Below are 25,905 nucleotides of genomic sequence, written 5' to 3' on the forward strand. Positions count from 1 at the left end.
GGCACAATCGCTTATGTTGAATTATGATGCCAATGTCGAGAGGAAGTATGGCAAGTCCTAGAGTTTTAAAGGCGCAGATTACTGATATTACGTGTGGCGAAAATGTCACTATCATCGAACCAAGCAACGTTTATGGCTGTGAGCTTAAAGATGATGTGTTCGTTGGCCCTTTTGTTGAGATTCAAAAGAACTCGGTTATCGGTGACAGAAGTAAGATTCAGTCTCATACCTTTATTTGTGAGTATGTGACGATCGGAAGTGACTGCTTCGTAGGCCACGGCGTGATGTTCGCGAATGACTTGTTCAAAGAGGGCAAGCCAGATCAAAACCCAGACAGTTGGGGACGAACTGTTATCGCAAATAACGTTACCATCGGCTCCAATGCGACAGTGTTGTCTGTCAGGATTTGCGAAGGGGTGGTAATCGGCGCGGGCAGTGTAGTGACCAAAGACATTACCGAGAAAGGTATCTATGCAGGCAACCCGGCTAAGAAGTTAAGAGACCTACCTTAAATTCAGAATAGAAGCCGCGTTATATGAATCATAAGGTGCAGCTTTTTAGATAAGCGCCAGAGTATTGATTATGGATGTATTTTTACACTTACTTCAGCCAAGCGATGTTCGTGCTTTATTGGAGTTTGAAGTCGAAAATAGAGAGTGGTTTGAGCAATTTGTCCCAGCTCGGGAAGACAGTTTCTATTCTTATGCGGGCGTTGCTGAACAAGTCACGAGTTTTCTAACAGAGTATGGCAATGGCGAGATGATTCCTATGTTGATCAAAGACGCTAATGGCACTATTTGTGGGCGAATCAACGTTCGTGATATCGACCAGAACGCTGAAAGTGGAGAACTAGGTTATCGAGTAGGTCACGCATTTGGTTCTAAAGGTATTGCGTCCAATTCGGTGAGGAAGTTACTTATCTACTTGGCCGAGAATTCTTCCCTTAAATATGTTGATGCCTATGCGCTAGTGGGTAATGTTGGCTCAAATAAAATTTTATCCAATACGGGCTTTGAGTTAGTTGAGCGCGTTGAAAGTTACGCCGTGTTCAAAGGGCAAAATCAAAACGCCAATTATTATCGTAAAGCGTTATCTGCTTAAGTGAATACTATCAATGCCGATCCTATCCTCATATAAGGAATTACTTGGTTTATCGTTGTGCGTATCTAACTTCTAACTGAGTCTTCTTTGATACTCAAAGTTTAGTGCTCACTTATCGCTCTAACTTGTTAATTCTACGTGATTTATTCATATCTCTCTTGTTATGCATATCAGTGTGACTAATATTAGCCAGATTCTAACAAGATAGACTCGATCGTTAACCTGTCTATCTTTTTTGTATGTATTACATGGTGTTATATGAAGTATTTAATAGGTGTTTGCTTAGGTGCCTTATCTCTGTCTGCGGTAGCGCAGTCAATGGTCATTGTTGATTCAACAAGAGATCGCTCTATACCTCTAGAGGTCGTTTTACCTCAAAATTCTGACAGTTGTACAACGACAGAACAGTGCAATGTGGCTTTTATAAGTGCTGGTAATCGAGTTCCATTTACCAAATATGGTTTTGTTGGAGAAATGCTCAACGATAGGGGTTACATGACCATTTATGTCGATCACGAACTACCAAGTGATCCTCCTTTATCGAAGACTGGTGACTTGTATAAAACACGAATTGAGAATTGGACGCGAGGGGCACAAACTCTCAACGTACTTCAACATGAGCTAGCGAGTCGTTTCCCTACTTATGATTTTGACAAGTTAACCTTGGTCGGGCATTCGAATGGTGGCGATATTTCTACATGGTTGAGTAACGAAAATAAAAGTTATGTTTCTCAGTTAATTACGCTCGACCATAAACGAGTCACTTTACCTAAAAGTGAAAATATCCGAGTGCTTTCCATTCGAGCAACTGAATACCCTACTAAGGAGGGTGTACTGCCGACTGAATCAGAGCAAAAGCAATATGGTAGTTGTGTTGTTGAGATTCCAGACTCTAAACATATGGATTTAAGTGATTATGGCTCTAATCTCGCCAAGCAAAGTACGAATGACATTATTATTGGCTTTTTGGATGGCTTAGCGTGCGAAGAGTTGAGAGTAAAAGTTGAGTAGAAACATCTAAACCATTAGTGCGTGATAACTGTACTCGGAGTAGACGACCTTATCGATTATCGCCTTATACATTAGAAGCTGGCAGCGTCCTTCTAGCCAGCTTCGAGTCTTTTTATTTCAAGGTTTAAGGTTACTTCTAGTTACGGCCACTTATACATTTACGGTTACTTCTGAGGTTTGTTACGTTCGATTACGCTAATCGCGATCGCCAAAAATAGAATATCTTTCACTAGGAAGAAGTTAGTGACTAAGATGCCATCCGATACTTTCCAAGCGTTTGGCGTTGTAATTAAGAAGCTGAGTGTCACAACAAAGATAGCCGCTGCAGCAATGCCTGAATAGAAAGCAATTGTCGGTTTCTTAAATCCAACGATCAGTCCAATCGCGACAATGATCTCCGCGCCACCTACCATGTTAGACACCGCTTGTACTGAGAACAGATTATAAAGCCAGTTCATTGCAGGATGATTTGCGATTAGCGGTTCAATGAGCATCGCTTCGGTTGGCGTAAACTTGTAAATACCAATCCAAGCGAGCACTAATGCTACGCCAATCACACCAAGGTTATATCCCACATTACTCTGTTTTAAATCATAGGTTTGAACATGCATAAAAGTACTCCATTTAATAAAATCCCTGAATATGACCGCACTAGTGCAAAATTAATTTCGCTGTGAGAGTATTACTTTTCTATATGATTCATAATGCTTGGCACTTCTGGTGTTCTCTATGCTAATGATTTGTGTAAAGAAAAAGAGACTAGAGCTTTGAATGAGAGCTTTAGATGACAGAATAAGGAGATAGGTTATCAAAGCGTTTATATATGATGTATTTGGTGGGGAGTCAGCGAAAGGTAACCCTTGTGGGGTCGTAGAACTTGGCCAATGGTTAGCCGACTCGGAATTACTAGAAGTAACGCATCAACTCGCACTGCCAATCACAGCTTTCGTCGTGAAATCAGGGAATGCTTTCGATATTCGTTGGTTTGCCTTAGATGGTGAGATAAACCTTTGTGGTCATGGTAGTTTGGCTGCAGGCACTAGTTTGATCGAAAAGTATAAGCTCAATGAGATTACACTAAATAGTGATTATGGACAGGTCGTGATTTATAGAAAAGAAGGCTTGTCTCAAATAGAACTGCCAAGCTGGAAGGGTAAACCCTACTCGCAGTTAAGCGATGTTCCTATTGATTTAGCGGCTTTAAATCAATCTGTTGTCGAAGCTTTTTCTACAAGAGATTTAGTGCTGATTTTGGATTCAGAGGAAGCCGTAAAGAATTTTTCGCCTGACTTTGAATTATATAAACAAATTAAAGATCTGCATGCGGTGATGGTGACAGCCAAAAGTTCAGATGACAGTTATGTTCTGCGCTATTTTGCGCCGAAAATCGGTATTTCGGAGGATTTAGCAACAGGTTCGGCACAATGTTCACTGGCTCCATATTGGTTTGATAAGCTAGGAAAAGACAAACTTTCAGTTCGTCAGCTTTCAAGCTATGGCGGTTGTTTTGAAGTTGAGAGGAAGACAGACTCTTCAATTGTGGTGTCGGCACGAGTTGAGCGCCGTCCATAACAGAATGGTTATCTCACTCGAGAGGTAGAGCTTTCTAATTTATGTTTTCAATATTAGGAATTTGGATTAGATTACGCTGAAGTAAATCCTAATTATAAGAAGAGAATCGCACGTGAAAATCCATAGAATTAACCCGACCAAGCGTTGGTCAGATGTAACCGTATTTAATGGCATCGCAAGCTTTGTTGAAGTACCAGAGACGGATACATCGGCAGGAATTAAGAGCCAGGTTCAGCAAATTTTTGATCAAGCTGAAGAAATGATGAGCTTGGTCGACAGCGATAAATCTCGCGTATTGTCGGTGACAATTTACCTAACAAATTTCGCGAACTTCGATGCACTGAACGAAGTGTGGGATTCATGGTTCCCTGAAGGTAGCGCACCAAGCCGAGCGTGTGTAAAAGCTGAACTGGCAAACCCAGAGCTATTGGTTGAGATGTCGTTTATGGTTGCTGCGGGTGAAAAGTTTCAATAAGCCGAACTATCGGTAGAAATAAGCTTCGTCAATACAAGTAACGAACAGATAAAACAAAGCCACTCAGGTGAATCACTTGAGTGGCTTTTTCGTTTTAAAGGCTAACCGAGACTAAATCGGATTAGGAATTAAGCGATGCCTTGATCTCTTGCCATCTGCTTCGCGATCTTCGGTGCGTGCCATAAACACGGCAGCAAGATAAACGATACAGGAACGGCTGTGATCACAATAAATGACTGTAGAGCAGAGATGCCGCCAGAGCCCATCGAGATAAGTGCAATAGCTACGGCACCCATGATGATACCCCAGAAGGTACGTACTGCTGCATTCGGCTCTGTTGTGCCCGTCATTACTACACTGATTGTGTAAGTCATTGAGTCACCTGTCGTCACGATAAACGTGGTCGTCAGGATAAGGAACAGAATCGCAATCAGAGTAGGGAACGGCAGTTGCGCAGTAATTGCTAGAAGAACTGCTGGAAGGTTGAACCCTTCGAACGCGCTAGAAATCACACCTGGGTTCTCTAATTCAAACGCTAAACCACTACCACCAACGATGCTGAACCAGAAACACGTTACAAGCGGTGCAACGATGCTGATAGATACGATCATTTGGCGAATAGTGCGGCCACGAGAGATGCGAGCAATGAAGATAGCCATCATTGGACCGTAACCTAAGAACCACCCCCAGAAGAACACAGTCCAGCCACCTAGCCATGCTGTATCTTGGCGGTAAAGCGCCATTGGGATGAAGTTATCAATCATTTCACCCATGCCTTGTAGGTAACCGTCAACGATGAAGCTTGTTGGGCCTACTAGAAGGATGTAGCCGATTAGACACACAGACAAGATGATGTTGTAACGGCTAACCAGTTGGATGCCTTTGTTCACGCCACTTAATGCAGACAATGTGTACATAGCGATAGCAAAGATAATAACGACACTTTGAGTTGCAAAGCTGTCTGAAATACCAAACAGTTCGCTCAATGCGTAGCTGATTTGTAGACCAAGGAAACCGATAGGGCCGATAGTACCTGCGGCTACAGCAACAATGCTGCATGCGTCTACTACGTTACCCACCCAGCTGTTGATTGCCTTGTCGCCAAGTAGAGGGTAAAGAAGAGTGCGAGGTTTAAGAGGAAGGCCTTTGTCGTAATGCAGATGCATTAACACGATAGAAGACAAGCCACCTAAGATTGCCCATGCAAGGAAACCCCAATGCATGAAAGATTGTGATAGAGCGTTAAACGCCATCGCTTGTGGATCAGCGTTGCCATAAAGTGGCGGAGCCGAAACAAAGTGAGCAATAGGCTCTGCAGCTGCCCAGAACACACCGCCGCCAGCTAGCAGCGTACATAGGACGATAGACATCCATTTGAAGGTGGTCATTTCAGGTAGGGCAAGCGTTCCTAAGCGAACGTGGCCGGTGCGACCTAGTGCAAGCACTAAACCGATAATGAAGTTGAGAAGTAGTAGGACTTGCCAGAAAGCACCGAACCACTTAGTTGAGTAACTGAAGCCGATGTTAACAAGTTCGGACAACACGGAGGTGTTGGTAAAAGCGAGGATGACAAAGAGGGTTAAAAAACTGCCACTAAGCCAAAAGACTGGGTTTCCGAGTTCCAGTTTTTCACCCAGAGATTGAGCTTTATTGAAATCGATAGAAGTAGATTCTGCGTTGATGTTTTCGTTGGCGACTTGCGTCAAGTTGGACATTATTTCTTCGCTATATTTGGCTCTTTCAAGCCTATGTATTTCTCCCACACTTGCATGGAAATGTGAGGTTCGTCAAAAAAGCCGCCGATACTAACACATTTGTTATCAAAAAGTGGGCGAATTCCCAAAAGAATCCCAAATCGCCTTTAAATTACTACTTTTTGGCTAGTTTTGATACGGATTTTTTTCTCGAATCCAAATCACATTTCCGATTTTTGAGATATTATTTTTTAGCTTTCCGAAATAAATTAATATTAGTTGTTGGTGCAAAATAAGTGTCGACTCATTGCATGCTATAAACAAATTAATGCGAGTCATTTTATAAATACTGAATATTTTAGGTGTTTAATTGGCGCTGTTACCTACAGTTGTTTTGCGAAGAGATTTAAGTGGTGAGGAAAATGCCATTTAGATTAAACATCTTGAAACAACAACTTAAGGGATAGCTAACATGCACCTAAACCAAGGAAGAGTGGCCAAGAAGGTTTTTACACTCAGTACTCTAACCGCGTCATGCTTAATGGCGTTCAACAGTTATGCGGCTGTTGATTGTTCAACGTTAGAAACGTGGGACTCAGCCACGGTATACACCGGTGGTGATCAGGTTTCACATGACGGCAGCGCGTACTCAGCGAATTACTGGAATCAAAACAACAACCCGAGCCAATTTGAAGGTGATTACGCACAGTGGAAAAAACTGGATGTGTGTAGTGGCAATGGAGGCGGCGGTACACCAAATGAAGCGCCAACCGCTTCGTTAACAGCGCCAACGGCATCCGATGTGATTGTTGAAGGTGATAATGTGGTACTTAGCGCAACAGCACTCGACTCTGATGGCAGTGTTGCTTCGGTAGAATTCTTTGTCGATGGTTCGTCGGTTGCAGTAGTGACAGCGGCACCATTTGAGGCGGCTTGGGCTGCAACGTCTGGCAACCATCAAGTTTCAGTTGTTGCAACGGATAATGAAGGCGCAGCAAGTGTTGCAAGTGTGGTTTCTGTTTCTGTTGATTCAGCACAACCAGGTAATGAAGCGCCAACAGTTTCAGTTGCCCTTTCAGCGACATCTGTTGATGTTGGTGGTGTAGTTACACTAACTGCAATGGCAGCAGACAGCGATGGTACGGTTGATAAGGTTGATTTCTACGTAGCGGGTGCTCTTGTGGGTACAGCTGCAACAAGCCCATACACGCTAGATTACACAACCACTCAAGCTGGCTCTCTAGCGGTCTACGCGAAAGCGACAGACAACCAAGGCGCAACGACTGATTCAGCACTGGCTTCTTTGACAGTTAACGGCGCTCCAACGGTGAGCACTTGTCGTCCTGATGGCTTGTATCAAACGCAAGGTGTCGATGTTCCTTACTGTACAATTTACGATGATGAAGGCCGTGAGAAAATGGGCGCGGATCACCCTCGTCGTGTGATTGGTTACTTCACCAGCTGGCGTGCAGGAGACGACCCGCAAGCGGCTTATCTGGTTAATGATATTCCTTGGGAACAACTCACACATATTAACTACGCGTTTGTGAGCATCGGTTCAGATGGCAAAGTGAACGTTGGTGACGTAAACGATCCAAATAATGCTGCTGTAGGTAAAGAGTGGCCGGGTGTAGAAGTAGACCCTGCATTAGGATTCAAAGGTCACTTTGGTGCGCTGGCAACCGCGAAGAAAAAACATGGTGTTAAAACGCTAATCTCAATTGGTGGTTGGGCTGAAACGGGCGGTCACTTCGCGACTGACGGAAGCCGAGTTGCTGATGGTGGCTTCTATACTATGACGACCAATGCTGATGGATCTATCAACCATCAAGGCATTGAAACATTCGCGACTTCAGCGGTTGAAATGCTGCGTAAATATCAATTCGATGGCCTAGATATTGATTATGAGTACCCAACGTCAATGGCCGGTGCGGGTAACCCATACGACAAAGACTTCATGGAACCGCGTCGTGAGTACCTATGGGCTTCGTACCAAGTATTGATGAAAGTGCTGCGTGAGAAGCTTGATGTAGCGTCTGCTGAAGATGGCAATCATTACATGTTAACTATCGCGGCTCCTTCTTCTGGGTACCTATTGCGCGGTATGGAAACATTTGATGTCACCAAGTACCTCGATTACGTAAACATCATGTCTTACGACCTTCACGGTGCGTGGAACGATCACGTTGGTCATAACGCTGCATTGTTTGATACAGGTAAAGATTCAGAGTTAGCACAATGGAACGTTTACGGCACTGCGGCTTACGGTGGTATCGGTTATCTGAACACGGATTGGGCTTACCATTACTTCCGCGGTTCTATGCCAGCTGGTCGTATTAACATCGGTGTGCCTTACTACACGCGTGGTTGGCAAGGTGTAACGGGTGGCGAAAATGGTCTTTGGGGCCGAGCTGCGCTACCAAATCAATCTGAATGTGCGGCGGGTACAGGCGAAGGCGAGAAGAATAACTGTGGTCATGGCGCAATTGGTATCGACAACATGTGGCACGATACCGATCCGAAAGGCAACGAAATGGGTGCGGGTTCCAACCCAATGTGGCACGCGAAGAACCTAGAGAAAGGTATTTGGGGTTCTTATGCGGATGCTTACAAGCTTGATCCTGTCAACGATCCAACGGATGTTCTAACGGGTACTTACACGCGTAACTACGACAGCGTGGCGGTTGCACCTTGGTTGTGGAACGCAGAGAAGGGCGTATTCCTCTCTACAGAAGATAAGCAGTCTATCGATGTGAAAGCAGACTACGTTATCGATAAAGAAATCGGCGGCATCATGTTTTGGGAACTAGCAGGGGATTATAACTGTTATGTACTCGATGCGAGCGGCAACCGAACTTCAATCGATACCACTGAACAAGCGTGTAACAGCGGTAACGGTGAGTTCCACATGGGTAACACAATGACGAAAGCTATCTACGATAAGTTTAAGTCTGCAACACCATATGGAAACAAAGTCGCGACGGGCGCTATCCCAACAGAAGCGCTAGATATCACAGTATCGGTTGGTGGCTTCAAAGTCGGTGACCAAAACTACCCAATCAACCCTAAGATCACGTTTACGAACAACACAGGGCAAGCACTTCCGGGCGGAACTGAGTTCCAGTTCGATATCCCAGTATCAGCTCCTGATAACGCGAAAGATCAATCGGGCGGTGGTTTGTCTGTGATTGCTTCGGGTCATACTCGTGCGGATAACATCGGCGGATTAGACGGTACTATGCACCGCGTAGCGTTCACGTTGCCTGCATGGGAAGATCTTCCTGCTGGTGGTGTATATGAACTAGACATGGTGTATTACTTGCCAATTTCAGGCCCTGCAAACTATGCAGTGAGCGTGAATGGTGTCGATTATGCCTTTAGCTTTGAGCAACCAGACCTACCATTAGGTGATATCAGTTCAGGTGGCGGTAACCCTGGCGATGGTGGCACAAACCCTGGTACATGCGACACTGCAGGTTTGACGGTTTACCCAGATCTACCTCAGAAAGATTGGGCTGGTAATCCAAGCCATGCAAACACGGGTGACCAAGTGGTTCACAACGGCAGTATTTACCAAGCTAACTGGTGGACAAGCTCTGAACCGGGTAGCGACGGTAGCTGGACTCAGGTTTGTTCTTAATCTAACGCTAGATCATGTATTTATAGGTAACGAATGCGAATGATTTTAAGTTTATTTATCAGTATCTTAGTTTGATTTAAATACATAACTGAAGCGTAAAATTAAAACGCCGAACTGAATCCAGCTCGGCGTTTTTGTTATAAGTCACAGATTGCGTATAGAAACCTCTCAAAATATCGACGCCCGTTCAGTAAAAAATAAAAATATGATATAAAACAATCTGTATATAAAAGAAATCACAGCGTTACCTGAAATTATAAATCTATGGGGTAATCTTGAAGGTCAGACGTAAGTACATTCTTAATTTTTCCATTGCGCTCGCCGTCGTGTCGATGATTCTTTCCGCTGTTCAATTTAATCGAACTGAAAGGTCATTATTAGAATCTAACCAACTGTTTTTTCGTACGATTGTGAATGCGAGCTACGATATTGTCGATACCACAGTTAATGAGGCGATAAAGACATATCTTAAAGGAATCACGGATACCGTTGCGTCTCATGTATGGCATGCCACGCCAGAGCAAGAAATTGAACAGGTAAGCCAAATTGCCAGTGAATTGCACATTGGACAATCGGGTTATATTTATTTGATGTCTCCGCAAGGTGTCCACCTCTATCATCCATTCTTACAAGGTAAGAAGCGCGGTCACCTTACTCATATTCAAAAACAGCTCAGTATTGGCTCTGGTATGATCGAATACTTTCACGCCAATCCTCATGAAATAAACCGCCGAGCCAAAGTCGCTTATTCGATGAGGCTTCCGAGTGGCAATACATTGGTCGCGACGACTTATAAAGAAGAATTGATGTATTTGGTCGATCTTGAAGGTTTAAAAGACAAGCTAAGAAAGTACGCGTTCGGTGAGAGCGGATATGTGTACATTGTTGATCTGCAAGGTAACTTAGTGCTTCATCCGGATTATGAACATAAATCATTGAAATCCTTAATAGGCTACTCGTCTGAACTGCTTATTGATCGAGTCGCCACCAAACCCGAAGGTCACTTCAGTTATTCGATTTCTAGTGACAATGGCACGACAAATAAAAACATCTTCTACAAGTTTTACCCTTATCTGAATTGGGTCATTTCTGCAGGTATCTTAGAACAAGAGCTTAATCGAAATCACAGCCTCCTGTTTATTAGTTTGATGGCTTTGGTTGTAAGTTTACTGAGCATTATTATCGTGTTGGTGCTTTACCTGCGGCATCGCCATCTCAAAGTTTTGGATGTTGCGAGTCTTGATTACCTTACAGGGCTTCCTAGCAGACGGAGCTTTATCGAGCACCTAAAACTGAAGATTACTCAAAGTTCACCTTATCCGATAACGAATGTTGGTATCATCTTGCTTGATATTGACCATTTCAAGCGGGTGAATGATCAATATGGTCACGCTCAAGGTGACCGGGTTATCTGTGCGGTCGCAAAATCACTCAAGAGATTTGCTAACCGCCGTCGTTTGATTGCACGATATGGTGGTGAAGAGTTTATTTTAGTGACGTTTGATTGTGATGAACATGAGTTATTTGAACTATCAGAGGCGTTACGGCTATGTGTTGAGCAACTTCAAGGCTTGGTGTCTCCGGTGACAATCAGCGCTGGTTGTTGCCATGCTCCGGCACTGACTGATATTGAAACCGCTATCGATAAAGCCGATAAAGCGCTTTATCAAGCCAAAGAGAGTGGACGCAATAACACTCAAGCGTATCGAGAGAGTGAATATCGCGTTGCTTACATGTGAGTGGTTGAAACCTTCGATGTGAGTGAAGATTTGATGTACACAAATCGTGCTTGAGACCGACAGATACAAAAAAGCCCAAATAGATCGCTCTATTTGGGCTTTTTCTGAATTATTTGAAATGCTAATCGCTAATTTAAGCTTTCGCTGCTTTCATCGCTTCCGTTTTTTTTTCCTTTTGCATTTTTGCAAGGAAGTAGATGTTTACACAAGCGATAAAGCCGTTGGTGGCTGCAACTGGCCATGCGTCAATCATGATGCCGTATGCTGTGAAGAGTGCACAGCCAATAAAGTTAAGGACACGCAGACGAACGATATCTTTCATTGTTAATGAAATTGCGACCATAATAGACGCAGCGTAACCTAAAATTTCAACCATATTGAATTCCATTGTTTGACCCTCTTAAATTTGCCGATACTTTGTCGGTACCAATTCTTCTCTTCATGAGATGATTGAGGAAGCTCCGTGCCTCGAATGGTCTGGTTTTGTTTAACGGGATGAACTATACCAACTCTGTTTTTGTGATTAAACCCCCAAAACAGACAGAAGTGAAGGTTAGCGATTACGCAAACGTTTAATGACCTTTCTATTAACATAATTACTATTTATGTTGGAGGTTGAATTGATAGTTATTCTTATATGGGTAAGGGCTCCACGAATGATAAAACGATCCATTTGTGCAACAAAAAGCATAAGAAAAGTAGCGCAGCTAGCTTTGATAGCGATTGGACTGACAGCATGTACCACTCAAGAATTGCCGCCAACGCACAATTATGGTGTGGTCACCAGTGGTGATTTTGAGTTCATGAAACACGGAGTGATGACGTACTCGTGGCACCCTGAATCAGAGCAGGTTTACCTTTCTCAAAAATACGATGAAACTGTGGTTACCGATTTAGTGCGTGAGTCGATTCAAGAGCAACTCTCTAATAAAGGTTACCAGTTAAAACAGGATGGTGTTGGCGATGTTGTTGTCGGTTTTGGGTTGGCGGAAGAATCGGAACTGAACGATGAGTCGATCTTTGATGCGATCAAGCTATCTACTGGTGTGCCATTTTATGATGGTGAAGGTAAAGTAGCGGAGAAAGGTTCGTTGTACATTGCGTTTTTCGTGCCTAACTCTGAGGTCGTACAATGGCAAGCATTAGCACAGTCTGGCATCCAAACTGATTTAGAGCCAAGCGAAAGAAAACAGCGCGCTACTGGCTTTGTTGAAATGTTATTTAGACGCATGCCTGAGCGATAGAGTTAGGTGTTGGACACATTCGTTGAGTCAATATTAGTTGTTGAAAATATGGTCAGATCGCAGATTATACTTTTTTATTTGTAACGAACGGTACAAATACGTAAAGCAACGTAAAGTTCGCGCTTCTTTTGCTGGCATTTGTCTATACTGCTCAAAACGTTAACTTAGGTTTGATTCAATGAAACTGTTTTCCAAATACTCTCTCCCTCTATTAAGTATATTCATTGTAAGTAACGCAGCGATGGTAAGTAATGCAGCTATCGCAGCACCTTCTATAGTACCAAGCCCACCTAGCCTAGGCGCAAAAGGGTATGTGTTAATTGATTTTAATTCTGGTGATGTGCTGGTAGAAAAAAATGCACACACTAAGTTAAACCCAGCGAGTTTGACCAAACTGATGACCAGCTATGTAGCTGGACAAGAGATGAAGCGAGGCAACATTTCTGCTGATGATCAGGTACGAATCAGCGAAAACGCGTGGGCGAAGAACTTCCCAGACTCTTCAAAAATGTTCATCGAAGTAAACACAGATGTAGCAATGATGGACCTTTATCGTGGCTTGATTATTCAATCCGGTAACGATGCGAGTGTTGCGATTGCAGAACACGTTGCAGGTTCACAAGATGCATTCGTCGACCTTATGAACTCTTGGGCTACATCTCTGAAGCTAGAAAATACCCATTTTGCCAATGCACATGGTTTAGACGCCGATGATCTCTATTCGACTCCTTATGATATTGCGCTACTCGGTCGTGCCATTATTCGTGATTTACCGGATGTGTATGGCTTATACAGTGAGCGTTCTTTTAGTTACAACGGCATCACACAGCACAACCGTAATGGCTTGTTGCGTGATAGAAGCTTAACCGTTGATGGCATGAAAACGGGCTACACCTCTGGTGCTGGCTACAGTTTGGCGAGTTCAGCGACACAAGGTGAGATGAGACTTATTGCGGTTGTGATGGGCGCATCAAGCGTTAAGAGCCGTGAATCAGACAGTAAACAGCTGTTGAGCTATGGTTTCCGTTTCTTCGATACACTAAACCCGCACAAAGGCGGCGATCAAGTGGCTGAAGAGAAAGTATGGTTTGGTGAGCAAGACACATTGAAACTAGGTGTGGCAGAAGACACGTTCATTACCTTGCCTAAATCAGACAGTAAAAAGCTGACTGCATCTATCGAGCTTAACTCTGAACTGAAAGCGCCAATTGCAGAAGGTCAAACTCTAGGTGTGGTTCATTACACCGTTGATGGTGAAGATGTTCAAACTCAGCCTTTGATCGCGCTGGAAGCGGTTGAGCAGGGCGGTTTGTTCAAACGTTTAATGGACTACGTTAAGCTGTTCTTCGCGAGCCTATTCTAAATAGAGCTTGTAGCGATAAGCCGCAATCAAAAGTGGAAACATATGGGTGTTGTGAGTGAATCACAGCGCCCATTGTTTTTTTTACATCAATGAAAACACCGCTTCGTACCATCTTTATTAGCCGTAGCGGGCGGTTTCGATTACTATACGCAAAATTTAGCAGTGTAGTCACTTATGACGATAGAGATAAAGAACGTAACCGAACCCGAAGTAACCTGTGCCAATTGTCAGGCATGCTGTTGTCGTTTAGAGGTTATGATCATCACAGATACGGGCGTACCTGAAGAGCACATCGCTTACGATGAGTGGGGCGGTGAAACCATGAAGCGCTTAGATGACGGTTGGTGTTCTGCGGTAGATAGAGAAACACTGATGTGTACTATCTATGAAAACCGACCATGGATCTGTCGTGAGTTCGAAATGGGCTCTTTTGAATGCGTTGATCAGCGCAAAGATGTAATGGGCTAGGCGTCTGCAGTATTGAAGTTAGTAACGAAAATACGCTACTGAGCTGTGATAAGCACATTAAAAATTAAATATCAGGGTTCTATATCTGAAGCAGATGTAGAACCTTGATGCGTTTTACGAGATCGAATATTTAGTGAGATAAGAGTTTTAGTTCGACAAAATAACTTAGAACTCAGAAGGCACTTCAAACTCCATCCATTCTCCAGTTGTTGGGTGAATCAACTTTAGGTAGCCAGCGTGCAGGTGTAAGCGCTCGCGTTTGTATCCGTATAAGTCGTCACCACGAATCGGAACACCAAGCCCTAATGGATGAGCACAGTGCACTCGCAACTGGTGGGTTCGCCCTGTTTTAGGGTACAAGTGAACCTTGGTTTTCCCATTATGAGTGCCTACCGCTTGCCAATGGGTTTCTGCGTTTCGGCCGTGTTCATGGCAAACCAGTTGTCTTGGTCTGTCTGTGATGTCACCGCGCAAGGGCAGGCTGATATCGCCAAATTCGCCAGTTATCTCACCATCTAACAAAGCGGTGTAGCGCTTCTCTACTGTTCTATCAATGAACTGCTTCTGAATGTGCTTGTTTGACTCCGCTGTGAGCGCCAAGATCAACAAACCTGACGTCGACATATCCAATCTATGGATAATCAAAGGGCCAGTAGCATCCGGGTAACGCGCTTTTATTCGTGTATAAACAGAATCTTCGATGAACTTGCCGGGAACCGACAAGAATTCTTCAGGCTTATTGACGACCACGATCTCTTCGTCTTCATAAACAATATCAAAAGACTTACCAACCGCAGGGTTCACGATAAGTGGGTTATCTTCTAACTCAATGCTACTTAGCTGGTGTTCGAGGATTTCAAAGCTTTTACTCTGACAAACCGGGTAGAGGTTTGCGTGTTGTCGAATGATAGCTGTAGGCGGCAATCCCCACCAAAACTCAGATAATGCTAACGGCTTAAACCCGTGCTCAAAAGCGAAGTTAAGCAGCTTAGGTAGGCAGCAGTCACCAGAGCCTTCAAGCGCATCTTTGCCATCGAGTAATTCAAGTAAATTTTTAGATTGCTTCGTTTGATTGATAAAGCGATAGTGAGAGAGGCGTTGAGTTTCTAACTGTTCTGAAATTGCTTGGTGATCTTGCTTACGGCTTTTCAGTTCGTTTTCAATCAAGTCAACTTGTGATTGACGTTCTGCGATCTTCTGTTTCCACTCAATACGAAGTGCTTTTAGGTCGCGTTTCTCTTGGCTACTTTGATTGCCCAATTGTTTGAGCAAATTCGCCGCCGATTCTAGATTCCCCGATGCCTTTTCTTGGTTTGCTTGCTCTCTGACTTCATTTCGCTGAGTTTTGTTCTCGGCCATTGCTAACTGAAAGGCTTCGATAGCTTGTGCTGATTCGATTTTTAACCCTTCAAGCTCGGCTAATAATGCGTCTAGGTTGTGTGACTGTTGTAGCTTTTCAATGTCATCCGCTAGTTGCAACTGGCGAGCAAGGTTTGCACTATTTTGAGATTGAAACTGTTCTGAATCGAAGGCTGGTGGAACAAAGTGAATGTTGTTTAACTGAGAGACCAAAGCCGGATCTAACTGTAAACCTGAAAACGCAGAAAGGTAGCCTAACTCTTGCGTAGTTGGATTCTGAACAAGCAGAACAGCGTAGAGGTTACCTTGCGATATTTCGTTTAAACCACAGTCCAGCAGCGACTGTTGAAGCTGCTGCATCGCTAATTCACACAAAGGATGCGGAGTATAGTAATACGGGAATGTAAAACGCTCTGGCAGCGACAAGTCTTGATTCGCTGTTTGGTTTAACGTGCGCAGTGGCGTGTATTGAGCAAGGTTTGCTGACATGAAGATCAAACTCTATGGGTATTCAGTTTAGATCTCGGTATTGTTGTCGAAATAAAGACAAATGAGAAGCCAAAGCGGAAGATAAATCGGCTTTGGCTTCATTTAGATTGTCATGTTCATGCTATGAAAGCAGTGAATGGAACAAATCTTGATTAGTTAGAGTGTTCTAACTCTAATTGCTCTGCTTTTTGGTAAGCTGGGTGGCTAGTCAAAAGCTTACCGTATTTAGCAATGTTAGGGTAAAGCGCAGTTGCACCGAAGTTACCAACGATTTCTACGATGAACGACATCATGAAATCGGCACCAGTGAGAGTTTCGCCTACAAGATAAGTTTTGCCTTCAAGCGCTTCGTTAACGAAGGTTAAGATCTTTTGATTTTCATCGTCTGCATAACCGCCTAGGAAGTTAGTCTCGCAGCCGTCTTTCATCACAAAGATCTTAAGCAACATTGGTAAAATACCTGAGCTTTCAGCGAAGTGAAGCCATTGTGAATATTCGACGTATTCTGCTGTACCGCGTGCTGGTGCGAACTTACCTTGACCGTATTTGTCGATTAAATATTCCGTGATAGCACCAGATTCAGTGATCACGACACCATCGTCTTCAATGACAGGAGATTTGCCCAACGGATGAACGGACTTGAGCTCTGGTGGTGCAAGGAAAGTGACACTGTCTCGTTGGTAAGGTTTGATTTGATAATCGACACCAAGCTCTTCCAGTAGCCAGATGATGCGCTTCGAACGTGATTTATTCAGGTGATGTAAAGTAATCATGATTTTACCTAGTTAACGGGTTCAGTTTATTGAATTATTTAGCTTCGTTCGTTTTGATAACAAGCTTGCCGAAGTTCTGACCGTCCAATAGGCCCATGAATGCTTGTGGCGCGTTTTCTAGGCCTTCAACTAAGTGTTCACGATAGTGCATCTTGCCTTGAGATAGCCACTCTGTCATTTGAACAGCAAACTCGTTGTAACGGTGTGCGTAGTCATCAAAGATGATGAAGCCTTGCATCTTAATTCGTTTAACCAGCAGCATCCCCATAAGGCTAGACATGCGATCTGGACCTTCAGGCAGTGATGTCGAGTTGTATTGAGAGATGAGGCCGCAAACAGGGATACGAGCGCCTGTGTTTAGAAGAGGCATGACTGCATCGAATACCTTGCCGCCAACGTTTTCAAAGTAAACGTCGATGCCGTTGTCACACGCTTTCGCCAGTTGTTCTGCGAAGTCGTCAGCTTTGTGGTCGATACATTCATCAAAGCCAAGAACCTCTTTCGCGTACTGGCACTTTTCTTGACTGCCTGCAACACCGATAACACGACAGCCTTTTAGTTTGCCGATTTGTCCAACGGTTGCGCCTACAGCACCTGTTGCTGCCGCAACGACTAGCGTGTCGCCTTCTTTAGGTTGGCCGATATCAAGCAAGCCCATGTAAGCAGTAAAACCAGGCATACCCATGATGCCCAGTGCGTAAGAAGGGTGCGTCGGTTCTTTGCCTAGTTTGATTAGGCCTTCACCGCTAGACACACCAAGATCTTGCCAACCTGTGTAAGCGAGAACCCATTCGCCAGTTTCGTAATCAGCGTGGTTTGACTCTTCAACCTGACATACGGTTGCGCCTACCATCACTTCATCAATCGCAACGGGGTCTGCGTAGGATTTAGCATCGCTCATACGACCACGCATGTATGGGTCTAGAGAAAGGTAAACTGAGCGAAGTAACATCTCGCCGTCTTTGATACTTGGCGCGGCTGCTGACTCTAAACGGAAGTTGTCTTGAGTTGGTGCGCCAACTGGGCGAGAAGCCAATACGATGCGGCGATTGCCTTGTTGAGTCATTGGATATCCTTAATTTATGTTTTATATATTTAGAATTAGACCAGTCGTCTAGTCTTGTTGTCTAAAAATCCCGCCATCATCAAATTGATAAGAGGGCGGGTGATTTGTTTTAAGTTAAAGCCAATAAAGCGCGCTGCGCGTTATTAGCTTTCACCTTTTAAAATTCGTTCGGTAAGGCTCAAAGCTGACTGTAAGCTATGTGAACTCTGGCTCAGCTTGCTTAATAAGCTTGCGCCTAACCACATAGAATAAAGGTTCTGAGCTGCTTCTTGGCTATCTTCAACCTTTATAGAGCCATCTGTAATACCACCGACAATGCACTGCTCGATGGTATTCGTCACCTTCTCAGCACCTTTTAACAGCGCTTGGCGCATTGGATCAGAGAGATCAGAAACTTCGGCACTGAGCTTAACGACCAAGCATTTATGAGCATTACAGATACCGTTTTCGGTCTTCGCCCATAGCGAAAAATAGCTCAGGATTCGCTGATAATGATTACCTTCACCGTGCACTAAAATTGCTTCAATCTTAGTGATGTAGTTTTCAAAATAGTGCTGAATTAACGCCTCACCAAATTGCTCTTTCGATTTAAAGTAGTGGTAAAACGAACCTTTCGGTACGTCCGCTTCTTTAAGCAACTGTGATAAGCCAACGCCATTGAAGCCGTTGTTCACTATTAATTGATAGCCGACATTTAAAATATGCAGGCGTGTGTCATTCGTTTTCTCGTTCATGGTCGGTACTATAGTTTAAATTAGACCAGTCGTCTAGTGGTGGGTTTTGAGGGTATATTTGGTCGTTGTTAAAATAGTTAAATAGTTAAATAGTTAAATAGCTAAAGTGCTTTCAAATGTTCAGATATAAAAAAGCCCCAACATAGCGCGTATGTTGGGGCTTAAATCAGTCTCTTCGATTATTTGATAGAGATGAGTTCTACATCAAAAATCAGAGTCGATGATGGTGGGATAGGGCCTGAACCGCCTTTGCCGTAAGCTAGAGTGCTTGGAATGAATAGACGAACTTTTTGGCCTTCAACCATGTAAGTTAAGCCTTCTTGCCAGCCTTTGATTACTTGCTTAAGGGCAAATGAGATTGGCTCGCCACGCTCAACAGAGCTGTCGAAAACAGTGCCGTCGATCAGCGTACCGTGGTAGTGAACCGTTACTTTGCTGTTCTTAGTTGGGTGTTCTGTGCCAGTACCTTCTTCAAGTACAAGGTACTGTAGGCCGCTTTCAGTCGTAATTACGCCTTCTTTAGCTCCATTCTCGATAAGGAACTGTTGACCTTGTTCGAAGTTTTCTGCACCAGACTTATGATTCGTCCAAGTACGGTAAATCATGAAACCCGCCAAAAGAAAGACAATGACCGGGATGACAAATTTAGACATAGTAAAACCTATTTATATTGAGTGCTGAATTTCGTAGTTAAAACTGAATGTGTTAATCAGTCGGCTTAAGCCGTGATTATGGTTGAGTCAAAAGGTAGTTGATCGTTTTCGCGATACCAGCAACGTCTTGGTGGCCAGCTGTCAGCACTTGGTATTTACCGTTGATGATAAAGGTTGGTACTGAGTTGATCTGACCTTTCACTGAGATCTCTTCTGCTTTTTTAACGTAGTCGAAAAGAGCGACTTGCTGTTCTTTGTTCAGTTGGTATGGGCTAACCAAACCACGAGAAGTAAACGCTGTCTCCAGCGCTTGTTGACGCTGCTCAGGTGTTGCATCTGCACCCATTTGAACGGCACCAAATAGGTCGTCCATGAACGCGTGGTCAGGCGTCGCATCAAGCTGCATCACTGCTGTGTAGTAGATCATTGCGCTGATTTGAGCGCTTTCGTTAAACGTCACGTGCATCTTGCCAATGGTTTGGTCTGTTAGAGATTCAATCTCTGGAATTGCACTTTCCATTTGACGGCAGTGACCACAGTTAAGAGAGAAGATTTCAGTGATCGGAGATAAGTTAAATTCGGTTAGAGCAGTAGGAAGCACTTCGTATTGAGCACCTTTTTGTGGCTCGTCTGTTTCACTACAACCCGCGATGATAAGTACGGCAGCGAGTGCTGTGATGAATTTAGTAAATGGTTTAAACATAATGTTTGCTCTAGCGTTGAGAAGTCGTGAGATTCTAACTATTTAGGACGAATTGGAAAACAATTATAAGGTAAATAAATGCAAACAGTTCGAACTAGCGAGTTAAGACAGTCTAGTTGACGGTTAACTGTGATCAATAGCACTTTTTTTGATGCAGGCTCTTTTGTCGAAAGTTTTCGTCTAAAGTTTTCCCCTCAGTGCCGATATAGACATTAGTGAATGATTTATCTGCATGAGTGGTTGGTGAAGTAATGAGATATTTAGCAATAATGTTAAGCATAGCTTTGGCAGGGTGTGAAACGACATTACCAACAGGTATGTTGGGCGATGATATGCTAGAAACTGCGCCGCAAACCGATTACGACTTGATGCATCCTGAATGGGGTGTGGTTCAAACGACTCATGTCGCGAGCAATCGTGGCTACACAATACAGAGCAACTCTCGTCAGCAAACAACCATTACCACCAACTATGGTCGAGGCGTATCAACCAATGATCCGCTAGAAGTTTTCCTCAGACAAAACCGTATCGATTTTGAAGTTTTACCGGGCAATCATGTAATGGTAAAGCTTGAGCAGCACGTGAACTTTAAAACAGGTTCTGCATTCCCTGAGCCTGCTTATAATCAATGGCTAGATACGCTAGGCAGCTATCTTGCTCAACGCCAAGATATTGATGTGGTCATAGAAGGGCATACTGATAATACGGGCACAGATCGAATCAACGATCCGCTTTCAGAGAAGCGCGCAAAAGAAGTGAAGGCTCGATTAGAGAGTAACTATGTGTCGAGTCGCTCCATTTATACTCGTGGCTTTGGTGAATATGTTCCAGCTTGTACCAACGCCTCTGCGCAAGGCAAGGCGTGTAACCGCCGTGTAGAATTGATGCTGATCGTAGCGAAGTAGTCGTTTGAACTTTCGTACCTCATTTGAAACGGCTTATGCTAAATAATAGACATAAAAAATCCCTCACATTTGAGGGATTTTTTGTATCTAGATTTTGTCGCTTTATTGCTTATGCAAACTGCTTTTCTAAGTAAGTCACGATATCTGAAGATTCGTACATCCACTCAGTTTTGCCGTCTTTTTCGATACGTAGACAAGGCACTTTCACACGACCGCCGCCAGCTTCAAGCTCTGCACGGTGTTGCTCGTTGTTTTTTGCATCACGAAGTTCAAATTGAACCGACTGACGTTTCATCGCGCGGCGCACTTTCACACAAAATGGGCACGCTTCGAATTGGTATAACGTGTGCGTTTTTGCTTGCTCGTTTACTTTGCTTTGCTCTTCTTGAGAACGCTTAACACCACGTGGGCTGAAAACAAAATTCAATAACAAGATGACACGACCTAAGAACCAACGGATAAACTTCATAACTCTCTCTACATATTTAAAATTAGCGTTACAATTTGCAGCATTATATACACAAGTTTTGCCAGATGCTTGCAACAAACCGCTAATATCTATTTTGTCCGTTCGATCGTGTGAGACTTAGCCACATTTAGCCCTAAACGCTTAGACAGTCGAGTCAGGTTTGCTCGGTCTGTTTTCAAAATACGGCCTGCTTGTGCCCAGTTAAAATTGGCATCTTCCAATACCTCAGTAATGATACTGCGTTGAAAATCATCTGTTGCACCGCGCAGCCCTGCAGAAAGATCGATCGTTGGTGTCGATAACGGTGTGTTCTTCACCTGTGTCGTCGCAATTGGCTGGTCTTGGTCGAGTGGACCACAATCTTCCTTGGTAATTGTCACCAGGTTTTTATTCGTGCTACGCGCCAATGCTTTCAATGCTGAACGACTGATCACGTGCTCAAGTTCACGAACGTTACCTGGCCAACCATAACGATTTAGGAAAGAAAGAACGTCAGAGCGGAACTTAACTTGGTTGATACCAAGTTTACGACGTGCTTGTTCTAAGAAGAAACCCGCTAATAGGCTGATGTCGTCACCACGATCTTTTAGTGCAGGTACTGCGATAGGGTACACACTCAGTCGGTGATATAAATCGGCTCTGAATCGCCCGTCTTCAACTTCTTGCTTTAGATCTCGGTTAGTCGCTGCCAATACTCGCACATCAATGGTTTGAATGTTGTCTTGGCCAACAGGTTGAATTTCGTTGTTTTGTAGAGCACGTAGTAGTTTACTTTGCGCGGCCAAAGGCAATTCACCAATCTCATCTAAGAACAGTGTGCCACCATCGGCTAACGCAAACTTACCTAAGCGGTTTTTGTCTGCGCCAGTAAACGCGCCACGAACGTGACCAAATAGTTCACTCTCTACCAAGTTCTCAGGAATAGCAGCACAGTTGACGTAGACCAACGGGTTACGTTTACGTTGCGATTGATGGTGCAGGGTACGAGCAACAAGCTCTTTACCAACACCAGTGTCACCATGAATCAAGATATTAAATTCAGACGGTGCGACAACGGCAATGTCGTTCTTAAGCGCGACCATGGTGTCACTGTTACCAATTAACTCGCCGCCGTCACGTTCCCAGGCTTCTACGTTCAACTCTTCCAGTAATTGCTTTGACTGTTTTGCTTGATGCTCAAGTTGCGAGAAGGTCAGTGCCATCTGCATAGTTGACGCTGCAATAGCTGCCAGCACCTCAAGGTTGCGGGCAGGAATATTCGCAAATACATCTGGTTTTAGGCTGTCCAGGGTTAGCACCCCTAACAATTTGTCACCAAACAGCAGAGGCAAACCCATGCAGGCGTGCATTGGTAGATCGCCGTCATGATCGATCAGTAAGCCATCGAAAGGATCAGGTAGCGAGCTATCAGCATCAAAACGAACAGGAGAGCGTGATGCGCAAATCTCATCAAAACGAGGGTGTTCTGAAATGATAAAGCGACGACCGAATGTATCTCGGCTGAGCCCTTGCATTGCTATAGGTACTAGCGTGTCGCCTTGAAGGCTTAAAAGCGCGACACAATCACACGTTATGGTTTTGCGAATGGCATCGATCAGGCGATTGAAACGATCTTGATCGTTCACACCACTTGCGAGGCCAATGGTCATTTCCATGAGGGTAGATGCGGAGATATCTTGCATAAAAAACTCTAACTGTGTGTGTTTATCTACATAATAGAGTCTTATTGACTTAAAAAAAAGGTCTTTTTGACATTTTTATAAGATGTATTTTGAAAGGAAAACCAGTAATGACGGAGATTGATAAAGTTGGCACTGATTGTGCAAAAGAGACAGCGAAGCCCAATTATAGCGCTGATTAAACAGACTATTCTTGATCTCAATCAATCAGGTGGCATTAATCAGGTTTCGCGATTTTTTGAAATGAAAACGAGTCAAAATAACTCAGTTTCTAAAAATAACTCAGGTTTCAGAAAATCGATAAGTCATTCTTAATTTTTAGTAGTCAAAATGACATATAGGTCATAAGGCTCAGTGTTCGGAGTAAATTCATGCTTAACAATGCACATATCGAAATCATCAAATCTACTATCCCTCTACTTGAGAGCGCAGGCCCAGCTTTAACTCAGCACTTTTATCAACGTATGTTCACACATAACCCTGAGTTAAAAGATATCTTCAATATGACTCACCAAAGAACAGGTCGCCAAGGCGTAGCACTGTTTGAAGCTATCGCGGCTTATGCAAAGAACATTGAAAATCTAGCAGCGCTAACCACAGCAGTTGAACGCATTGCACAGAAACACACAAGCTTTAATATTCAACCAGAGCACTACCAAATTGTTGGTTTGCACCTGATTGAAACACTACGTGAATTAGCTGCTGACGCGTTTACTCCAGAAGTGGAAGAAGCATGGACAGCCGCTTACCTATTCTTAGCTCAAGTATTCATCGATCGTGAAGCTGAACTTTACCTACAGCGTAAGCAAGCTGTTGGTGGTTGGGAAGCAGCGCGTGCGTTTGTGATTGCAGACAAAGTCGAAGAGTCAGCGCTAGTAACAAGCTTCATCTTACAGCCAAAAGACGGCGGTGAAGTTCTGGATTACACACCAGGTCAATACATCGGTATTGAAGTGAAACCTGAAGGCTCTCAATACAGCGAGATTCGTCAATACTCACTGTCTGATAAGCCAAACGGCAAGCAATACCGTATTTCTGTCAAACGTGAGGGACAAGGTCAAGAGGCACAAGGCGTTGTATCTAACCACCTACACGATATGGTTGCTGTTGGTGATGAAGTAAATCTTTACGCACCAGCGGGTGACTTCATGTATCAAGAGCGCAGCAAGCCAGTAACACTTATCTCTGCAGGTGTTGGTGTAACGCCGATGCAGTCTATGCTTGAGTTCCTAAATACGGAAGATAAAAACGAGCCAGTACTTTACCTTCACGCTTGTGAGAACGTAGGCCAACACTCTTTCACGACTCGTGTTAAAGACATTGTTGCCAACAAAGGTTGGGAAGCGAAAACGTGGTACATGAACAAAGACGAATCTGCATGTGAAAACACGCATCAAGGCCAAATGGATCTAGCGTCTATCTCAGACACTAAAGGCTTTGAAGAGAGTGACTTCTACATCTGTGGCCCGGTTGGTTTCATGAAGAACATCGTGGAACAACTAGACGCACTTAACGTTGATCGTTCACGCGTGCACTACGAAGTATTCGGCCCTCACGCTAACTTCTAATAGTTCTCGATAGTTCTATTAACACTCGCCTGAACTATTAACGACCTTGCCTATTCAAAAGGCCTCACATTGTGAGGCCTTTTTTGTTTGGAGGAGCGCTGAATCGAGAGGTCTCTAGAAAAGAGGGCTTGAGTTGATTAAGAACGCTTCGTCTTCTTAGACATGTAATCGGAATCAAAAAACTCAGGCCAGTACATTTTCACGTAACCACCTGCAACCCAAATCACTAGAATGGTCGCGATGGTTAGCTCAAAGAAACCAAACTTGTGTAGCCAATACCATTGTGGGTATTCCGCGCCGAAAAATGTGGTTAGACGATGCATGGCAATAGCGCTGATCACGGATGGGAAGGTGACGGCAGCAATTGAAGGTTGGAACTTCAGACGCATTAGGCGGATGTAACACAAGTAGATCAGCAGTGTCATTGTGATGGCAATGCCAGCCAAAGCGCCAGTCAGAATAGGATCTGGATTATCAAAGTTGACCAAGTAAGCGGCTAAAGACAAGTTTACTGGTGCGGCCATGATTGCCAGTGTTGGTCTTGCTCTGCGTGGCAGGTTTCCTTCGAACACCAAGCGGTACAATACCACTGGCAGCATAAGGAAATAGATACCGATACAAGTGGCCGCAAGTGTTTCTGAAAATACCGTATGGCCAAACTGTGTGCCCGCTAAAGAACTGCTGATCAAACCTACCGGATACAGAAACCAACTCGGTACAATGTTTGACATTTTGAAGTTGATGATCTGAAAACCAAAGAACAATACCATCATGGTAAAGTGCAGCAATAGCGCACAGAACCAAACTGGGTAGGCGATGACTGGCGATATCTCGGCTAAGTAGTCGCACAGAATCAGCAAAGCCATGCTCATTGGTGCCATTAAGCTACCCACTAATGGGTGACGTATGTCATTAAGGAAGGTATTAAAGCTCGTTAGATAACGGAGTAAAACAGGCAGCAATAATAGCGCACCGAATGAAGCGAGGTAGGGACGAATGATCTCACCAATGCCCGGGATATATAGCGCCCAAGCTTGTCCTAGCCCAATAACGCCAAGTGCTAAAGACGCCTGAGATGGCGGCACATTTTTTACTTGGGTTAATCTTCTCCAGTTCAACGACTTGCTCCGACTTAGTTAATTACAGAATATTGGATTATTTGCTTTAGTTAGAGCCTGTAAGTATTTCATCAATAGATTT

24 protein-coding genes are annotated in these 25,905 nt (G+C 43.9%); 12 read left to right on the forward strand and 12 right to left on the reverse strand.

The genetic code is table 11. From position 1 onward, the window contains the following. Positions 1 to 47 precede the first annotated feature (47 nt). The 3 genes from CWO27_RS10690 to CWO27_RS10700 all read left to right on the forward strand — a co-directional run bounded on the left by CWO27_RS10690 (position 48) and on the right by CWO27_RS10700 (position 2,112). The gene (locus CWO27_RS10690; RefSeq protein ID WP_107898951.1) at positions 48 to 512 is read left to right on the forward strand and encodes an acyltransferase; all 465 of its coding nucleotides are present in this window, start codon (positions 48 to 50) and stop codon (positions 510 to 512) included. Between the two features lie 70 nt (positions 513 to 582). After that, positions 583 to 1,101, forward strand: a complete 519-nt coding sequence (locus tag CWO27_RS10695) for a GNAT family N-acetyltransferase (RefSeq protein ID WP_107898952.1) — start codon at positions 583 to 585, stop codon at positions 1,099 to 1,101. Between the two features lie 258 nt (positions 1,102 to 1,359). After that, positions 1,360 to 2,112 (forward strand): alpha/beta hydrolase, encoded by a 753-nt coding sequence (locus CWO27_RS10700; RefSeq protein ID WP_107898953.1) that lies wholly within the window; start codon positions 1,360 to 1,362, stop codon positions 2,110 to 2,112. Positions 2,113 to 2,276: 164 nt separating this feature from the next. Here the strand turns inward: CWO27_RS10700 and CWO27_RS10705 are convergent, their stop codons facing one another. Further along, positions 2,277 to 2,723: a DUF417 family protein gene (locus tag CWO27_RS10705; protein ID WP_004731440.1), complete on the reverse strand. Its 447-nt coding sequence runs from the start codon at positions 2,721 to 2,723 to the stop codon at positions 2,277 to 2,279. A 196-nt stretch (positions 2,724 to 2,919) separates the two neighbouring features. On the opposite strand from CWO27_RS10705, the gene CWO27_RS10710 reads away from it, so the two are divergent. Both CWO27_RS10710 and CWO27_RS10715 read left to right on the forward strand, forming a co-directional pair. Next, a complete protein-coding gene (locus CWO27_RS10710) occupies positions 2,920 to 3,684 on the forward strand; it encodes a PhzF family phenazine biosynthesis protein (protein ID WP_170960780.1) in 765 nt (254 codons plus the stop codon). 112 nt (positions 3,685 to 3,796) lie between these two features. Further along, positions 3,797 to 4,159: a RidA family protein gene (locus CWO27_RS10715; RefSeq protein ID WP_048660042.1), complete on the forward strand. Its 363-nt coding sequence runs from the start codon at positions 3,797 to 3,799 to the stop codon at positions 4,157 to 4,159. 128 nt (positions 4,160 to 4,287) lie between these two features. Here CWO27_RS10715 and CWO27_RS10720 read toward each other — a convergent pair whose 3' ends face one another. Next, positions 4,288 to 5,874 carry a BCCT family transporter gene (locus CWO27_RS10720; RefSeq protein ID WP_029405430.1) on the reverse strand — a complete coding sequence of 529 codons (1,587 nt, stop codon included), beginning with the start codon at positions 5,872 to 5,874 and terminating at the stop codon, positions 4,288 to 4,290. A 451-nt stretch (positions 5,875 to 6,325) separates the two neighbouring features. Here CWO27_RS10720 and CWO27_RS10730 point away from each other — a divergent pair, with 451 nt between their 5' ends. Both CWO27_RS10730 and CWO27_RS10735 read left to right on the forward strand, forming a co-directional pair. Beyond that, a complete protein-coding gene (locus tag CWO27_RS10730) occupies positions 6,326 to 9,493 on the forward strand; it encodes a chitinase C-terminal domain-containing protein (RefSeq protein WP_102433482.1) in 3,168 nt (1,055 codons plus the stop codon). Between the two features lie 275 nt (positions 9,494 to 9,768). Next, positions 9,769 to 11,232: a sensor domain-containing diguanylate cyclase gene (locus CWO27_RS10735; RefSeq protein ID WP_107898954.1), complete on the forward strand. Its 1,464-nt coding sequence runs from the start codon at positions 9,769 to 9,771 to the stop codon at positions 11,230 to 11,232. 133 nt (positions 11,233 to 11,365) lie between these two features. Here CWO27_RS10735 and CWO27_RS10740 read toward each other — a convergent pair whose 3' ends face one another. Then, positions 11,366 to 11,620: a YgjV family protein gene (locus CWO27_RS10740; protein WP_017068159.1), complete on the reverse strand. Its 255-nt coding sequence runs from the start codon at positions 11,618 to 11,620 to the stop codon at positions 11,366 to 11,368. 268 nt (positions 11,621 to 11,888) lie between these two features. On the opposite strand from CWO27_RS10740, the gene CWO27_RS10745 reads away from it, so the two are divergent. The 3 genes from CWO27_RS10745 (at position 11,889) to CWO27_RS10755 (ending at position 14,307) form a co-directional block, all read left to right on the forward strand. Continuing rightward, positions 11,889 to 12,476, forward strand: a complete 588-nt coding sequence (locus CWO27_RS10745; RefSeq protein WP_048662602.1) for a DUF4136 domain-containing protein — start codon at positions 11,889 to 11,891, stop codon at positions 12,474 to 12,476. A gap of 178 nt (positions 12,477 to 12,654) precedes the next feature. Next, positions 12,655 to 13,839, forward strand: coding sequence for a D-alanyl-D-alanine carboxypeptidase family protein (locus CWO27_RS10750; protein ID WP_048606313.1), 1,185 nt, complete (start codon positions 12,655 to 12,657; stop codon positions 13,837 to 13,839). Positions 13,840 to 14,013: 174 nt separating this feature from the next. Continuing rightward, positions 14,014 to 14,307 carry a YkgJ family cysteine cluster protein gene (locus CWO27_RS10755; RefSeq protein WP_080967419.1) on the forward strand — a complete coding sequence of 98 codons (294 nt, stop codon included), beginning with the start codon at positions 14,014 to 14,016 and terminating at the stop codon, positions 14,305 to 14,307. Positions 14,308 to 14,472: 165 nt separating this feature from the next. Here CWO27_RS10755 and CWO27_RS10760 read toward each other — a convergent pair whose 3' ends face one another. The 6 genes from CWO27_RS10760 to CWO27_RS10785 all read right to left on the reverse strand — a co-directional run bounded on the left by CWO27_RS10760 (position 14,473) and on the right by CWO27_RS10785 (position 20,084). After that, on the reverse strand, positions 14,473 to 16,155 hold the full coding sequence (locus tag CWO27_RS10760; RefSeq protein ID WP_102433484.1) for an RluA family pseudouridine synthase: 1,683 nt from the start codon (positions 16,153 to 16,155) through the stop codon (positions 14,473 to 14,475). Positions 16,156 to 16,307: 152 nt separating this feature from the next. Continuing rightward, positions 16,308 to 16,928 (reverse strand): glutathione S-transferase family protein, encoded by a 621-nt coding sequence (locus CWO27_RS10765; RefSeq protein WP_102433485.1) that lies wholly within the window; start codon positions 16,926 to 16,928, stop codon positions 16,308 to 16,310. A gap of 34 nt (positions 16,929 to 16,962) precedes the next feature. Beyond that, positions 16,963 to 17,994 (reverse strand): NADP-dependent oxidoreductase, encoded by a 1,032-nt coding sequence (locus CWO27_RS10770; RefSeq protein ID WP_102433486.1) that lies wholly within the window; start codon positions 17,992 to 17,994, stop codon positions 16,963 to 16,965. Between the two features lie 143 nt (positions 17,995 to 18,137). Next, entirely contained in the window at positions 18,138 to 18,728 is a 591-nt protein-coding gene (locus CWO27_RS10775) for a TetR/AcrR family transcriptional regulator (RefSeq protein WP_048662606.1), read from the reverse strand. A gap of 179 nt (positions 18,729 to 18,907) precedes the next feature. Further along, positions 18,908 to 19,381, reverse strand: a complete 474-nt coding sequence (locus tag CWO27_RS10780; RefSeq protein ID WP_019821974.1) for an FKBP-type peptidyl-prolyl cis-trans isomerase — start codon at positions 19,379 to 19,381, stop codon at positions 18,908 to 18,910. A gap of 76 nt (positions 19,382 to 19,457) precedes the next feature. After that, a complete protein-coding gene (locus CWO27_RS10785; protein WP_102433487.1) occupies positions 19,458 to 20,084 on the reverse strand; it encodes a thioredoxin domain-containing protein in 627 nt (208 codons plus the stop codon). A 269-nt stretch (positions 20,085 to 20,353) separates the two neighbouring features. Between CWO27_RS10785 and CWO27_RS10795 the strand changes: the two genes are divergently transcribed. Beyond that, complete coding sequence (locus CWO27_RS10795) at positions 20,354 to 20,989, forward strand: OmpA family protein (protein ID WP_102478539.1); 636 nt, start codon at positions 20,354 to 20,356, stop codon at positions 20,987 to 20,989. Between the two features lie 109 nt (positions 20,990 to 21,098). Here CWO27_RS10795 and CWO27_RS10800 read toward each other — a convergent pair whose 3' ends face one another. Beyond that, positions 21,099 to 21,458 (reverse strand): glutaredoxin family protein, encoded by a 360-nt coding sequence (locus tag CWO27_RS10800; RefSeq protein WP_017062638.1) that lies wholly within the window; start codon positions 21,456 to 21,458, stop codon positions 21,099 to 21,101. 89 nt (positions 21,459 to 21,547) lie between these two features. Beyond that, the gene (gene norR, locus CWO27_RS10805; RefSeq protein ID WP_048660055.1) at positions 21,548 to 23,140 is read right to left on the reverse strand and encodes a nitric oxide reductase transcriptional regulator NorR; all 1,593 of its coding nucleotides are present in this window, start codon (positions 23,138 to 23,140) and stop codon (positions 21,548 to 21,550) included. 368 nt (positions 23,141 to 23,508) lie between these two features. Here norR and hmpA point away from each other — a divergent pair, with 368 nt between their 5' ends. Next, positions 23,509 to 24,705, forward strand: a complete 1,197-nt coding sequence (gene hmpA / locus CWO27_RS10810) for an NO-inducible flavohemoprotein (protein WP_102433489.1) — start codon at positions 23,509 to 23,511, stop codon at positions 24,703 to 24,705. A gap of 137 nt (positions 24,706 to 24,842) precedes the next feature. On the opposite strand, the gene CWO27_RS10815 is transcribed toward hmpA, so the two are convergent. After that, positions 24,843 to 25,823: a TDT family transporter gene (locus tag CWO27_RS10815; protein ID WP_170960777.1), complete on the reverse strand. Its 981-nt coding sequence runs from the start codon at positions 25,821 to 25,823 to the stop codon at positions 24,843 to 24,845. Positions 25,824 to 25,905: the final 82 nt, after the last annotated feature.

It is taken from the genome of Vibrio sp. 10N.286.51.C3 (assembly GCF_003050065.1).
In the GTDB taxonomy this organism is placed as follows: domain Bacteria; phylum Pseudomonadota; class Gammaproteobacteria; order Enterobacterales; family Vibrionaceae; genus Vibrio; species Vibrio crassostreae.

Excerpts from the sequence above, each read along its gene's own strand:
- CWO27_RS10695 (WP_107898952.1), top strand. The coding sequence starts at position 583 with ATGGATGTATTTTTACACTTACTTCAGCCAAGCGATGTTCGTGCTTTA.
- CWO27_RS10760 (WP_102433484.1), bottom strand. The coding sequence starts at position 16,155 with ATGTCAGCAAACCTTGCTCAATACACGCCACTGCGCACGTTAAACCAA.
- CWO27_RS10750 (WP_048606313.1), top strand. The coding sequence starts at position 12,655 with ATGAAACTGTTTTCCAAATACTCTCTCCCTCTATTAAGTATATTCATT.
- CWO27_RS10775 (WP_048662606.1), bottom strand. The coding sequence starts at position 18,728 with ATGAACGAGAAAACGAATGACACACGCCTGCATATTTTAAATGTCGGC.
- CWO27_RS10730 (WP_102433482.1), top strand. The coding sequence starts at position 6,326 with ATGCACCTAAACCAAGGAAGAGTGGCCAAGAAGGTTTTTACACTCAGT.
- CWO27_RS10690 (WP_107898951.1), top strand. The coding sequence starts at position 48 with ATGGCAAGTCCTAGAGTTTTAAAGGCGCAGATTACTGATATTACGTGT.
- CWO27_RS10700 (WP_107898953.1), top strand. The coding sequence starts at position 1,360 with ATGAAGTATTTAATAGGTGTTTGCTTAGGTGCCTTATCTCTGTCTGCG.
- CWO27_RS10785 (WP_102433487.1), bottom strand. The coding sequence starts at position 20,084 with ATGTTTAAACCATTTACTAAATTCATCACAGCACTCGCTGCCGTACTT.
- CWO27_RS10780 (WP_019821974.1), bottom strand. The coding sequence starts at position 19,381 with ATGTCTAAATTTGTCATCCCGGTCATTGTCTTTCTTTTGGCGGGTTTC.
- CWO27_RS10795 (WP_102478539.1), top strand. The coding sequence starts at position 20,354 with ATGTTAAGCATAGCTTTGGCAGGGTGTGAAACGACATTACCAACAGGT.
- hmpA (WP_102433489.1), top strand. The coding sequence starts at position 23,509 with ATGCTTAACAATGCACATATCGAAATCATCAAATCTACTATCCCTCTA.
- norR (WP_048660055.1), bottom strand. The coding sequence starts at position 23,140 with ATGCAAGATATCTCCGCATCTACCCTCATGGAAATGACCATTGGCCTC.
- CWO27_RS10740 (WP_017068159.1), bottom strand. The coding sequence starts at position 11,620 with ATGGAATTCAATATGGTTGAAATTTTAGGTTACGCTGCGTCTATTATG.
- CWO27_RS10745 (WP_048662602.1), top strand. The coding sequence starts at position 11,889 with ATGATAAAACGATCCATTTGTGCAACAAAAAGCATAAGAAAAGTAGCG.
- CWO27_RS10800 (WP_017062638.1), bottom strand. The coding sequence starts at position 21,458 with ATGAAGTTTATCCGTTGGTTCTTAGGTCGTGTCATCTTGTTATTGAAT.
- CWO27_RS10765 (WP_102433485.1), bottom strand. The coding sequence starts at position 16,928 with ATGATTACTTTACATCACCTGAATAAATCACGTTCGAAGCGCATCATC.
- CWO27_RS10720 (WP_029405430.1), bottom strand. The coding sequence starts at position 5,874 with ATGTCCAACTTGACGCAAGTCGCCAACGAAAACATCAACGCAGAATCT.
- CWO27_RS10755 (WP_080967419.1), top strand. The coding sequence starts at position 14,014 with ATGACGATAGAGATAAAGAACGTAACCGAACCCGAAGTAACCTGTGCC.
- CWO27_RS10770 (WP_102433486.1), bottom strand. The coding sequence starts at position 17,994 with ATGACTCAACAAGGCAATCGCCGCATCGTATTGGCTTCTCGCCCAGTT.
- CWO27_RS10705 (WP_004731440.1), bottom strand. The coding sequence starts at position 2,723 with ATGCATGTTCAAACCTATGATTTAAAACAGAGTAATGTGGGATATAAC.